We start from the raw sequence: 13905 nt of genomic DNA, 5'->3' as shown, positions 1-13905 counted from the left end.
TTTTGAAGAGAAAATAAATGGATCCTCATTCAAGTAAACCTAGCTCGCTTATAACAATAATAAAAAGTTGCTTTACAAACCGTAATCTTATTTACCAGATGACTAAGAGAGAGATTACAGGTAGATACCGTGGTTCTGTTATGGGTATTCTCTGGACATTTATTAACCCGATATTAATGCTTTCAGTATACACATTCGTATTCTCGGTTGTTTTTAAAGCGCGCTGGGGGACTGGAGCACTGAGTGAATCTAAAAGTGATTTTGCGGTTATTTTGTTTGCAGGATTGCTGGTACATACGTTGTTCGCTGAGGCGTTAAGCAGGGCGCCGACATTGATAATAGGTAATGCGAACTATGTCAAAAAGGTGGTTTTTCCTTTAGAAATATTATCAATCAGTAATTTACTAAGTGTGCTGTTTCATACATTTATTAGCATATTAGTTTTGCTCGTTGCTTTTGTTATATTTAATGGATATCTGCACTGGACGGTTTTACTTATGCCGTTGGTTCTTTTCCCTTTAGTTGTTTTCACGTTAGGGCTATCCTGGTTTCTATCATCATTGGGTGTATACCTGAGAGATGTTGGGCAAACAATATCTATCATAGTTACTATATTGATGTTTTTATCACCTATATTTTATCCTATCAGTGCACTACCAAAAGAATTTCAGTCTTTGATAATGTTAAATCCTCTCACATTTATCATTGAGCAGTCTCGTAATGTCTTAATTTGGGGCAAAATGCCCGACTTTTATGGTTTAGCAATTTATTCTGTCATTTCGATAGTAATAATGTGGTTATGCTTCGTCTGGTTCCAGAAAACTCGAAAAGGCTTTGCTGATGTCCTCTAAAGATAATGCAATTGAAATTCATGGCGTGGGCAAGTGTTATCAGGTTTATGAAAATCCGGTGCACCGTTTAAAACAATTTATTGTACCCCGTATCGATAGAGCATTCGGCAGGGTAGGACGAGCGTACCACGAAGATTTCTGGGCTCTCAAAGATATTTCTTTTGAATTACCCAAAGGCCAGACGATGGGTATAGTAGGTCGTAATGGGTCTGGCAAGTCAACATTACTTCAGATTATTGCAGGGACTCTTAGTCCTTCCACTGGTCACGTAAATGTAAAAGGTCGGGTAGCGGCATTACTTGAATTAGGTGCAGGTTTTAATAGTGACTTTACTGGCAGAGAAAACATTTATTTAAATGCCTCTCTTCTGGGATTAACTAAAGAAGAAACTGACAGCAAACTGGATGACATATTAGGATTTGCTGATATAGGTCGCTTCATTGATTCTCCTGTGCGTTCTTATTCAAGTGGAATGTTGGTTAGATTAGCTTTCTCAGTACAAGCTCAAATTGACCCTGAAATATTGATTGTAGATGAGGCGCTAGCTGTAGGAGACGCAAAGTTCCAGGCTAAATGTTTCAGTCGCCTTAAGCGATTGAAAGAAAATGGAACCTCAATACTTTTTGTCTCACACGCCACAGAACAGATCGTTACGCACTGTGACCTGGCCGTCTTGCTTGACGGCGGGCTTTTGAAAGCTTCTGGCAAGCCAAAAATAGTTGTAAATCAGTATCTTGATATACTCTTTGGTAAGAAAGGTAAAGATAATCAAAGAGAAGCAGTCGCAAAACAGATTAAAGATGCAGCAGCTGGTGAAAAAGAACGTTTAGAAAGGATTGAACATCCTGCTGAAAAAACCAATTCCGTGAAAAGTTCACTACTGAATGGGGTTTTTGAAAGTCGAATGAATTATAACCCTAACGAATTCAGATGGGGCGATAAAGCGGCAGAAATTACCGATTTTTATTTAGAACAAAATGATACTGCTTATCCATCTTCTTTTGAGCACCATGAAAATATAAAATTGATGGTTAAAGTGGTCTTCAATGAACTTGTTATAAGGCCAATTTTCGGGTTTGCAATAAAAACTAAAGAAGGCGTTACTATTTATAATACAAATAGTGAATGGCAGGAGATAACGCCTTTAACGGAAGGGAAATCCGGTAGAGAAGCTATTGTTAAGATTGATTTCCCGAATATTTTATATGAAGGTGATTATTTCCTCTCCCTTGGTGTTGCAAGTAGTGATACCCACGGGGAAGTAGTTCCTCATGATCGCCGTTATGACTCCATTCACATTTCTGTAGCACCAGTAAGCACATTTACGGGTTTTGCAGATCTAAGCGCAAAAATTGAGATTGATCATGAATAGCTTATTGCAGACACTCATCAGTTCTGATTTTGTTCGTAATGAAGATAAAGTCTGGCATGCAAAAGAAATTGGTGAATTTGCTTATAATGATGGCGATGAGGCTGAACTCTATCTTCTGAGGGTCATCAAAAACGCGAAAGATAAGAGCTGCCGCTCAACCGAACTTGCAAGTAAGATGATTGATTGGCCTTCAACCTATCATCTGACCTCACGCAGAGCCAATTTACTGCGGCCTTTCGAAAGTCATTTTAAAAATAAGCGCGTTCTTGAGATTGGCTGCGGTTGCGGCGCCATTACGCGTTTTTTAGGCGAAGCTGGTGCTGAAGTAGTTTCTGTTGAAGGTAGTTTTCGCAGGGCGTCGATTGCAAGAGCAAGATGTGAAGATTTGAACAACGTAGAAGTTATCTGCTCGTCAAGCGATAAGCTTCCTGACCTGGGCAAATTTGATTACGTTCTGCTGATCGGCGTACTGGAATACGCAAGGATGTTTTTAGGAGAAAATGGTCAGGCCATTTTACTTGATAGCTGCCGCTCGAAATTAGATGCTGATGGAAAATTATTTGTTGCTATTGAAAACAAAGTGGGTATCAAATATTTTGCTGGTGCTTTCGAAGACCACGTCGGGCAGCAGATGTATGGCATCAACAACAGTTATGAAAGTAATGGCGTTGTGACTTTTGGGCGTGAAGAGTTAAAATCCCTGGTCAGAGATGCTGGTTTTAACCATGTCGAAGAGTATCTTCCACTGCCTGATTATAAATTACCAACCGATGTTGTAACTCCTCTGGGCTGGAAGAAGTATTCTAAGCAGTTGAGCCAGATAGCTGTTGAAAGTGCACATAAAGATATTCAGGGAATCGCTGAACCTGTATTCTCTATTGAGCAGGCTTTAAAGTCTGTATGGAGAAATGAACTTAGTGCTGATTTATCAAATTCTTTTTTATTTGTCGCTTCACCAAATCAATTTAGCTATGAAGATAATACCCTTCTGCATCATTATTCAGACGGTCGTTTACCAGAATATAATAAAAATCTGATTATAATTGAAAACGACTCTAACGACCTGGAAGTTCTTACGTCGAGCGCGAATAAAAATTTCGTCAAGCCTGATGAAAATCATAATTTTTTCCATGAAAGTGTCGAAAGAACACCTTTCTTCCCAGGTGAAAGCTTATGGCTGAATTTAATTGATATATTAAATAAGCCTGGTTGGAAAAAAACTGATATCCAGGCTTGGCTTGATTCCTGGATCAGGATTATTGTGCGCGAAGAAAATATTGAAACCAGCATTGATAAAGATACTTTATTGCCTGGAAAGTACAACGATGCAATGCCATTCAATATCCTGGTTGATGGCAAGAATAATGTAAAGTTTATCGATCTTGAATGGATAGCTCAGGAGAGTATTTCATTAGGCTATATAGTATTCAGGGGTGTTCTGCATTCATTATTACGAGTAACATCTGTATCAAACTCAATTGATGGAGAGAACCTGAATTTGCAGCAGTTGCTTGAAGATATTCTTTTATCTTCAACGTTAAATATTGAGCTTGGAGATGTAGAATCATACTGGGAACGCGAGTTTGTTTTTATGGAACAAACGCAAATTGGCGATGTAGCTAATATCAGAAATGCCTTTTCTAAGGCGGTACTTAAAACCCGAGTTTCTTTGATTGATTACGCTGTAAGAAACGCAGCGCTGCAATCAAAAATCACAGAATACGAGACTATAGTGAAAGATTCAATTAACAAGGAACGTGTTGAACTGTCAGAGATTTACGACAAAAAAATCGCTTCTCTAACTGACATTCACGACGAAAATGTAGCCTCTTTAAAGGCTATCGTGCAGGCTTTTGAACAACAAAATGCAGAGTTGTCAGAAACCAACGAACTTCTCCATAAAAGTATCCTTGATCAAAAAGAGATGCTCGAAAGATTGGAGCAAGAGAATAGCAAATTACATCAGGATGTTAATAACAACATAAATTCTGCATCCTCAGATAAAACCAGATTGTTGCAGTTGGAAAAACAAAATCATAATAATACTCTTAAAATTAATGAGCTGAATGCTGAAGTTAATAGGTTGATTTCTACTAACTCCTGGAAAATTACTAAGCCCCTAAGATTTTCCATGAGATTATTACGTGGACAACATCAAATCGCATTACAACCTTTAAAAAGCAACTTGCGTAACAAGCTAAAAGGGCTTTATTATCAAGCGCCTGTTCAGTATCGTCGGCAGTTATTAGAAATTGCGTTTAAAGTCAGACCAACATGGTTTGTAAATCATCCTGAGTATCAAAAGCTAAACGGTAGTTTTTCTAATATTGAGTCTAATATTCAACAGTTGTTAGTTGATATTGACTCACTACCTGCGACTATCTCTGCCAGACCACAAAATGTGGCGTTGCATTGCCATATATTTTATCATGATTTAATTTCTGAATTTTCTCATCATATATCGCAGGTCCCCTTTGAACTGGATGTTTTTGTATCAGTAACTACCCAAGAAGGTCTGACAACCTGTAAAAGTGAACTAGAAAAACTTCCTAATATCAGGAAACTTGTTGTCGAGATCGTGCCTAACAGAGGTCGGGATATTGGACCTATGTTTGCTCACTTCGGTAGTAGGCTAAAAGTTTACGATTATGTGGGTCACATTCAGAGTAAAAAATCACTCTATAATGCTGGTGCAACGTTAGGATGGCGTGAATACTTGTTTAATGCACTTCTCGGTTCTAGAGAAAATGTTGAACGTATTTTCCATCAGTTTGAAACTAATCCAGCGTTAGGTATTGTCTATCCTCAAGCCTTTGTGCAAGTACCTTATGCGGCATTTACATGGCTTGCTAACAAAGCAGATGGTCATCGCCTATGTAATATGATGGGCATCGAAATGCCTGAAGCATATTTTAACTTTCCCGCAGGTTCAATGTTTTGGGCGCGCATGAGTGCTATGCGACCACTTTTTGATTTAAATCTTAAGTTGGAAGATTTCCCTGAAGAGCTAGCTCAGAATGACGGTACTGTTGCGCATGCTATCGAGCGCCTTCTTGGTATAGTTCCAACCGCACTAAATTATGAGTCTTTAATTATCAAAGATAAACAGTCACCATCATGGTCAACATTTAGATTTGATCAGCAGTATTTTGGCCGTACATTTGATATGTATCAATATCTCTTTAACGATCATGATACTCATCTGGTCGCATTTGATATTTTTGATACCATTTTAACACGACCACTATTAAATCCTGATCATACTAAAAAAATTGTTGTTCAATATCTTGAAGAGCACGAAAAAGAAGTATTTATAAAGCATCGCGCCAATGCTGAGGCTCAGGCAAGGAACAATGCTGACAGAGATGTAGATATCTATAACATATACAAAGTTTTTGCGAAAATAACGGGATATTCAGAAGAGAGATGTAAACAGATTGCTGATTTAGAATCTAAAGTAGAATACTCTTCTGTTTATCTCAGGCCTGATGCCAAAGAGCTCATGTTGCGTGCTAAAAATGCAGGTAAGAAAGTCGTGTTAGTAAGCGATATGTTCTTAAGCAAAAGTACGATTATCGATATGCTTAATAAGTTCGATATTAGTTGCTGGGACGAACTTTATCTTTCTTCAGATATAGGTTACAGGAAAGATACAGGTAAACTTTATGAATACGTTTTCGAGAATGAAGGCATCAAAGGTGAAAATCTGGTTATGATTGGCGACAATGAGAGATCTGATCTCCAGTTGCCTGCTGATTTCTTTAAAACCAGATGTCTTCATTTATTAAGAGCCAATGATATTGCGAAATCATTGACTGACTATAAGCCTCTTGTTGGAGATCTTTCGATTTCTAATGATTTGAATAATGAAATTACGCTAGGTTTGATTATTCAGAAAAATCTCAATAAGGTTGCTTCGATTGAGCCAGATGATTTGAGGCTTTACAGTGAAAGACCATATCAACTCGGTTATAATTTAGTCGGACCTTTATTAATTTCATTCTGTGACTGGCTTTATAAGAAGTCTTATGATACCAACACTCAGCATTTATTCTTCCTTGCGAGGGAAGGTAAAATAATTAAAGAAGTTTTCGACAAGTGGAACGCCACATATGAAAAACCAATTCCAGGTTCATCGTATCTGCAACTTTCACGCCGCTCAGTCAATGTTCCTAAAATTAAGAACTTCGAACATGTTAAAGAGATTGCAGCAATTGATTTTTATCCGAATGAGTTAGCGACATTTCTTTTTGAGCGATATGGTCTCGAGCTAAATAACGAAAAATGGCAAGAGATCTTTGATAAGGGATTATGGAATAATTCAAGAAAAGTCGAAGTCAGGAATAAAGATATTTCAAACATTGAACCTGTTCTTCAGTATTTGCTACCCGAAATTATGGAGTGTGCGAGTAATGAGAATAAAGCAATGAGCCATTATCTTGAAAGTACTGGGATCACTTACAAACAAGATGTGGCCATTGTCGACGTCGGCTATTCAGGAACGATTCAGAAATCTTTGATACAACTCTTAGATAAGCCAGTTAATGGTTTCTATATGGCAACATCTAATCTGATTCGTAATGATTTAAATCCTCAGGCTCTTGCCGAGGGGTGCTTTGTTAGCAACTCTTTGGAAAATTTTGCAGATTCCAGAATTTTCAGTAAAAGCTTTGCTCTTGAGCAATTATTAAGTGCCAATGATGCTCAAATTGCCAAATATGTTCTTTCTGAAAATGGTGAGCTTGAAAAAGTATTCAAACCTTTACGTGATGAAGAGTTGGCTACTCAACCAATTCGTAATGAACTGCAGAGAGGTATTATGGACTTTGTTGCAGCTGCGATTGAAATCAAGTCTGACTTTTACCCTCTGTTTACTCCATCACTTTATGTGGCGGACAAGTTATATACTGGGTTCGTTGATTCCGGAAAAGATAAGCAAAATAGCGTATTGCAACAATTGGTTCTTGATGATGATTATTGCGGTCGTGGTTTGGTGAGTTAAAAGCACGTTAATATCTGATATGGATGCTTTAGGGCATCCATATTATTTTGGTGAAATAAATGAATACTTCCAAGGTTGCTATTATAATGGGTTCATATAATGGCGAGGGTTTTATTAAGCAGCAGCTGAATTCAATAAAAGGACAAAGTTTTGAAGATTGGTTCCTATGGATTTCAGATGATAATTCCACTGATTCAACCATTGATTATATAACTGATTTTCTTAATGAAAATAAAGGCGCAGGAAAGCTTTTAACCGGCCCTGGAAAAGGGTTTAATGAAAATTTTAAATCTTTAATTATGAATGAAGCGATACGTTCTGAGTATTACGCTTTCTCAGATCAGGACGATATTTGGGCAAAATCAAAGCTTAAGAGAGCTGTTGAATGGCTTGATACTGTTCCCTCTGAGGTCCCAGCTTTTTTTTGTAGTCGAACAGAGCTTATTGATCAGGATAATGAATTTATTGGTTTTTCACCGGAATTTAAAAAAAAGCCCGACTTCAAAAATGCGCTAATTCAAAATATTGCCAGTGGTAACACAATGGTGTTTAACCATGCTGCGCGTGAATTACTTAAACTTTCACTTAGCGGTCCTGTTGTAATTCATGACTGGAGCCTGTATTTAGTTGTTACTGCATGCGGTGGGCAAGTGTTCTACGATTCTTCCCCGTCTGTTTTTTATCGCCAGCACACAGCAAATGTTATTGGCAATAGCATGGGATTAAAGCAACGTTTCAGAAACTACAAACTTGCGTCTCAGGGCAGAAGGCAAGTCTGGAATGATACAAACATTTCTATGCTTGAAAGAATCTATCCGCATCTGACAGTTGAAGCAAAAAAGACACTTCATCTATTTCGTTCAATTCGACAAAGGTCTTTATTAAAAAGAGTATTAAGCTTAAAAGAATCAGGTGTTTATCATCAACAACTGATAGGGACACTGACTACTTTTGTTCACACATTAATGAATCGTATGTAAAATTGGTGTTTTAGTGAAAATAATTGCCTCGTTAGTTTCTCTACAAGCACACTTACTCTGATATAGAGAAAACCTTAAGTTCACTCATTTCAGAAAAGAGTGTCGATAAAATATGTATAGTCGACAATGGATCTCATTGCGAATGGTTAAATAAGTTTGCTCACCCTAAAGTCAATATTATAAAGCTGCCTGTGAACAGAGGGTTTGGCAGTGGCCATAATGCCACTTTTAAACATTTCTGGAAAAGTTCGAATTTTTTCTTGATCTGCAATCCTGATATTTCTTTTTCTCCCGGCCAGGTCGATAATCTTTACGAATTTAGTATTCAACAAAAAAGTGGTCTTGCAATCCCTAAAGTTATTTATCCCGATGGAAGTTTACAGCATGGATGTAAACTCCTTCCTGAACCACATCAGCTTTTTCTTCGTCGTTTTTGGCCAGCATTGGCTGAACGTATAAACATTAAATATGAACTTCGTGAAGCTGATTACGAAAAAGTTTTCTTTGCACCCTCGCTCTCTGGATGTTTCATTCTCGTTAGCCAATTTGCACTAGAGAGCGTCAGGAATTTTGATGAGAGATTCTTTCTTTATTTAGAAGATGTCGATTTTAGCCGGAGAGTTTGTGCTTCTGGCTATCCTGTCCTTTATTGTCCTTATTCAACAGTGGTTCATGAATCTCAGCGTCGTTCCTATAAAGATGTTAAGTTTCTTTTTTATCATATTTCTTCGGCAGTACGATACTTCAATAAGTGGGGCTGGTTTAAGGACAATGAGAGAGATAAATTAAATAGTCGATGTCTTTCATCTCTTAATGGAAATAAATAATTTCCGGCTTGTAACATACTGATACTTTCTGTTTTGAAAGGTCGGTTTACGGCTTTGGTTTTTTTATATACGGACCAGTCTACTTTGCTTGTTATTTAGTGCTTCTGGCGTTTAAATTTAAGATGTCAATGCTCATATTGTGCTAATGAACTCTATTAATTAATGTTAAATAACGTTTCAGATTAATCAAATCTACCGAATTTTATTTATTTGAGTTATATTGAAGTGTTATTTCCGCTAGGCCTATACGGCACAGTTAGTGACTTTCAGACAGGAGTAAATATGTCCAAGCAACAGATCGGCGTTGTAGGTATGGCAGTGATGGGCCGCAATCTGGCTCTTAACATTGAGAGCCGCGGTTACACTGTTTCAATCTTCAACCGTTCACGCGAAAAGACTGATGAAGTCATCGCCGAGAACCAGGGCAAGAAGCTTGCTCCTTTTTACACCGTTGAAGAGTTTGTTGAATCGCTGGAAAAACCTCGTCGTATCCTGCTGATGGTTCAGGCGGGTGAAGCGACTGACAAGACTATCGCCTCACTGACTCCACACCTGGATAAAGGCGACATCCTGATTGATGGCGGTAACACCTTCTATAAAGACACCATCCGTCGTAACAAAGAACTGTCTGACCAGGGCTTCAACTTCATCGGTACCGGCGTTTCCGGCGGTGAAGAGGGCGCACTGAAAGGTCCATCCATCATGCCTGGTGGCCAGAAAGAAGCCTACGAGCTGGTTGCGCCGATTCTGGATAAGATCGCGGCGCGTGCGGAAGATGGCGAAGCCTGTGTGGCCTATATCGGTCCGGACGGCGCGGGCCACTACGTGAAGATGGTTCACAACGGCATCGAATATGGCGACATGCAGCTGATCGCAGAAGCCTATGCGCTGCTGAAAGGCGCACTGGGCCTGAACAACGAAGAGCTGGCTGAGACCTTCACCGACTGGAACAACGGCGAGCTGAGCAGCTACCTGATTGACATCACCAAAGATATCTTCACCAAGAAAGACGAAGACGGTAAATACCTGGTTGATGTGATTCTGGATGAAGCAGCAAACAAAGGCACCGGTAAATGGACCAGCCAGAGTTCACTGGATCTCGGTGAGCCTCTGTCACTGATCACCGAGTCTGTCTTCGCCCGTTATCTCTCCTCGCTGAAAACGCAGCGTGTTGCGGCCTCTAAAGTACTGAGCGGTCCACAGGCGAAAGCCTTCACTGGCGACAAAGCGGAGTTCATCGAGAAAGTTCGTCGCGCGCTGTACCTCGGTAAAATCGTCTCTTATGCGCAGGGCTTCTCACAGCTGCGTGCCGCGTCAGAAGAGAACAACTGGGATCTGCACTACGGGGAAATCGCGAAGATCTTCCGCGCTGGCTGCATCATCCGTGCCCAGTTCCTGCAGAAGATCACTGATGCTTATGAAGCCGATGCAGGCATCGCTAACCTGTTGCTGGCTCCGTACTTCAAAGATATCGCGGATCAGTATCAGCAGGCGCTGCGTGATGTCGTTTCTTATGCGATTCAGAACGGTATCCCGACGCCAACCTTCTCTGCGGCGATCGCTTACTATGACAGCTATCGTTCAGAAGTGCTGCCTGCTAACCTGATTCAGGCGCAGCGTGACTACTTTGGTGCGCATACCTACAAGCGCATTGATAAAGACGGTGTGTTCCACACCGAGTGGTTAGACTAATCACTAAAAAGGGCTTCCCGAGGGAAGCCCTTTTTTATCCTACCAGCAAATCCCCGCTCCGAATCTCTCGCTCACCTGCCAGCCGCACCACCAGCATGCCCGCTGTCGCAAACCTTACCCAGTGCCTTGCATAGAGAATACCGCCATACTCTGCGACCAGCGGCGTAATATGGTCGGTCAGCGGATCAACAATCTCAGCCACCACTTCTCCCGGACGAATCAGTGCGCCCAGCGGTTTGCGATGCAAAATCAACCCTGAAACCGGCGAATGAATATATTCACAGCCCGCTAACGGCGTTGGTGGATTTTTCAGGGAAGGGGAGGCCGCCGACGATCCTTCGCTGTGACGTTCTTTAATCACGCTCGCCTCTCCCGGTGCTTCAGCAACGTCAGGTACGTTCAAACCAATCGGCCCGTCATTGATTGCTACCACATCATCGCCGCCCGCGCTCGCCGGGACCAGTTCATCGCCACCAATGACGGGCGCGGCCACCTCTACGGAAATTGAAGGTTCGCTGTAGCCGATATAGCCGCCTTCCTGCAGCGCTGAAATAATCGCCTCCGCGTCTTTCTCGGCCTGTTCAGGCGACACATCACGCATGCCTCGCAACTCCAGTGTCACTGGCAGCAGTCCGCGTGGCATCGGGTAATCCTTACCAAATCGCTCTGCCAGCGTCAGCCAGGGTTCGCAGCAGGCTTCATCAAACGGCTCTCCACCGGAGATCTGCGCCAGCAGCTGTACTTCACTGCCTAACCAGCGCGCCAGCGGCTCAATGTCCGGCCAGGCGTGCGGCGTCGTGTAGAGGTGCGGCACGGCTTCCCAGTCACAGTGCAGGTCAATCATCAGATCGGCCTGACTGGCCATCCGCATCAGCGTAAAGCGCTGCGCATCCAGCTCGGTTTTTGGCACGGTATCGCGATAGTGGCGATCAATTGCCTCGCGGATCAGACTCTTATTCTGCGTTTCACTCTGGGTCAGACTTTCAGCCAGCCCGGCCGCCAGGGTTGCGCCCAGTGACGGGAAACGGCGGTTGAAGTCCTGGCCAGAGAGCGTATGGAATCGGCCCAGATGGGTGCCATGCCAGTGCTGTCCCAGCGCCAGTGGATTGGCAACTGGCACCAGTGTAAAGGCGGCTTTAAGTTGACCGGCGGACTCCAGCGCCTGTAGTCGCTGCTTTAAAAACCACGCCACCGCCATACCGGGCAGTTCGTCGCCATGCAGGGCAGCCTGGATATAAACCTGACGCTGGTAATCTTCACCGAAATGGAAACTGATGATTTCACGCTGGGTGCCTAAAGAGGCGCTTAACAGTGGATGATGTTGTTGATGCATACCGTGTTAATGTCCTTTAATCGGCAAAGGACGACAGCGCGCCGTCCCGAAAAAGTTAGAGTATAGTGCCGGATCGCGGTGAGGACGAAAAAGGATGACCGCGAGGTTACTGCTGGATAGAGATATCCGTGGCGAAGTAGCGCTTCTGAATCTGGTCAAAGGTGCCGTTCTTTTTGATTTCGGCAAAGGCATTATCCAGTGCGGTTTTCAGTTCGGTATCGCCTTTGCGCAGGCCAATAGCCGTGCCGGGGCCGATAATCGGATCCTGAATAATCGGTCCAGCCAGTTCAAAATCTTTGCCCTGCGGATGCTTCAGGAAGCCGATGGCCGCCTGTGCCGCATCGGTGAATACCGCATCCAGTCGGCCTGAAACCAGATCGCTTTCAACCTGTGCCTGATCGCCATAAGGCACTACGGTCACACCGTGAGGCTGCCATTTTGCCAGCGCATAGCGCTCCTGAACCGTTCCCTGTTCTACGCCGACCGTTTTTCCTTTCAGGGATTCAACGGTGGGCAGGATGCCAGCGCCTTTACGGGCAATCAGCTGGGTGTGGGTGTCATAGAGTGGAACAGTGAAATCGATCTGCTTCAGGCGCTCTTCGGTAATGCCCATGTCAGACAGAATGGCATCAAATTTACGCGCTTTAAGGGCCGGGATCATGCCGTCAAACTGGCTTTCAACCCAGACACATTTTGCCTGCATCTGAGTACAGAGCGCATTGCCCAGATCAATATCAAAGCCGACCAGCTTGCCCTGTGGCGTTTTCGATTCGAAGGGCGGATAGGTCGGATCGACCGCGAAACGCACCTGTTCGATTTTTGCCTGCGCGCTAAAAGCGCAGCCTGCCATAACCGCCACAGCCAGCGTCTGACGCAGGCGTTGAGTGAAAATGTTCATGATTTTGCTCTTATTCTGTCGTGATGAGTGATTATGCAGAGTATCGCCGGGCTGCCGGGATGGCAATTACTGCGTAATCGCCACCACGTCAGCCGCGCATAACGCGCGATAATCTTCGGTATTCAGGATCACTGAGCGTTCCAGCAGACCGGCGTTAAACGCGATCGCCGGATAACGTTCAAACAGCGCGGAGTCCACAATCAGCCTGAGGTCAGGATGAAAGCTGAACGGTGGTATCGCCCCGAATACGCAGCCGGTCAGCAGAGCGGTCTCCGCCGGGCTGGCGAGTGAAGCGCGTCGACCGCCTACTGCTGCCGCGACTTTGCCCAGATCGGCCTGCCGGTCGGCCGGTAATACCGCCAGCACATGCTGCTTAATGCCATTGCCTTTCACATGACAGACCAGCGCTTTCGCGCCCTGACCGATTTCGGTGCCGCGTATCGCCGCAACCGCTTCACATTTGCCGGTCGCCTCATGTTCCATCAGGCGATAACGCGCCTGGTGTTGCTCGAGCAGAGCGATTAACTTTTCATGGGTGGTCACGGTGCTCTCCTGCGGTCAGTTGCAGCATCAGTGTCTGCAGCATATGCGGCTGACGTGGCAATATGCCGGTTTTCAGACCCAGCGGTTTAAGCGCCCGGTTGAGGGTGCTCAGCGTGGTATTGTCCCTGTCCTGTTCAATATCTGACAGTGTGCGGCGGCTAATCCCGGCCAGCGCGGCATAACGTTCCTGAAAGAATCCCAGCACGTTTTTGCGAAGCTGCATCAGGAGCTCGCCCTGTGACAGTTTCTCTTCAGGAAACTGCTGAGTAAGGTTCAGCAGCATCGCTTCGCGTTCCAAAGGTGACAGCGTTTTTTTCATAGTTGCCAGCCTTTAATACGCTGATCAAGATAATCGTACGCAAGTAAGGCGGCGCTTTCACGGCCCTGGAGGGGATGCTGAATATTGA

At 43.4% G+C, this 13905-nt stretch carries 10 protein-coding genes; 6 read left to right on the top strand and 4 right to left on the bottom strand.

The annotated features are described in order from the left end of the window. Window positions 1–17: 17 nt before the first annotated feature. From AC6I8J_RS12120 to gnd, 6 genes are all read left to right on the top strand, one after another. Complete coding sequence (locus AC6I8J_RS12120) at window positions 18–851, top strand: ABC transporter permease (protein WP_497825409.1); 834 nt, start codon at window positions 18–20, stop codon at window positions 849–851. Continuing rightward, on the top strand, window positions 841–2223 hold the full coding sequence (locus AC6I8J_RS12115) for an ABC transporter ATP-binding protein (RefSeq protein ID WP_497825408.1): 1383 nt from the start codon (window positions 841–843) through the stop codon (window positions 2221–2223). The genes AC6I8J_RS12120 and AC6I8J_RS12115 overlap by 11 nt, the downstream gene beginning before the upstream one ends. Continuing rightward, entirely contained in the window at window positions 2216–7225 is a 5010-nt protein-coding gene (locus AC6I8J_RS12110) for a rhamnan synthesis F family protein (RefSeq protein WP_497825407.1), read from the top strand. The genes AC6I8J_RS12115 and AC6I8J_RS12110 overlap by 8 nt, the downstream gene beginning before the upstream one ends. A gap of 59 nt (window positions 7226–7284) precedes the next feature. Then, window positions 7285–8205 (top strand): glycosyltransferase family 2 protein, encoded by a 921-nt coding sequence (locus AC6I8J_RS12105; RefSeq protein WP_497825406.1) that lies wholly within the window; start codon window positions 7285–7287, stop codon window positions 8203–8205. Between the two features lie 62 nt (window positions 8206–8267). Beyond that, entirely contained in the window at window positions 8268–9032 is a 765-nt protein-coding gene (locus tag AC6I8J_RS12100) for a glycosyltransferase (protein WP_497825643.1), read from the top strand. A 282-nt stretch (window positions 9033–9314) separates the two neighbouring features. Beyond that, the gene (gnd, locus tag AC6I8J_RS12095) at window positions 9315–10724 is read left to right on the top strand and encodes an NADP-dependent phosphogluconate dehydrogenase (protein ID WP_033733220.1); all 1410 of its coding nucleotides are present in this window, start codon (window positions 9315–9317) and stop codon (window positions 10722–10724) included. A gap of 34 nt (window positions 10725–10758) precedes the next feature. On the opposite strand, the gene AC6I8J_RS12090 is transcribed toward gnd, so the two are convergent. From AC6I8J_RS12090 to AC6I8J_RS12075, 4 genes are all read right to left on the bottom strand, one after another. Then, complete coding sequence (locus AC6I8J_RS12090; protein ID WP_161734455.1) at window positions 10759–12057, bottom strand: succinylglutamate desuccinylase/aspartoacylase family protein; 1299 nt, start codon at window positions 12055–12057, stop codon at window positions 10759–10761. 106 nt (window positions 12058–12163) lie between these two features. Further along, entirely contained in the window at window positions 12164–12955 is a 792-nt protein-coding gene (locus AC6I8J_RS12085) for an ABC transporter substrate-binding protein (protein ID WP_161734453.1), read from the bottom strand. Between the two features lie 66 nt (window positions 12956–13021). Then, window positions 13022–13498 carry a YbaK/prolyl-tRNA synthetase associated domain-containing protein gene (locus AC6I8J_RS12080; protein ID WP_497825405.1) on the bottom strand — a complete coding sequence of 159 codons (477 nt, stop codon included), beginning with the start codon at window positions 13496–13498 and terminating at the stop codon, window positions 13022–13024. Further along, window positions 13485–13817, bottom strand: coding sequence for a helix-turn-helix domain-containing protein (locus AC6I8J_RS12075; RefSeq protein ID WP_497825404.1), 333 nt, complete (start codon window positions 13815–13817; stop codon window positions 13485–13487). The genes AC6I8J_RS12080 and AC6I8J_RS12075 overlap by 14 nt, the downstream gene beginning before the upstream one ends. Window positions 13818–13905 lie beyond the last annotated feature (88 nt).

It is taken from the genome of Pantoea sp. X-Soil-ISGK-355 (assembly GCF_059730805.1).
The sequence above is the reverse complement of the archived record's forward strand: the minus strand, read 5'-3'. Positions and strand labels throughout refer to the sequence as shown.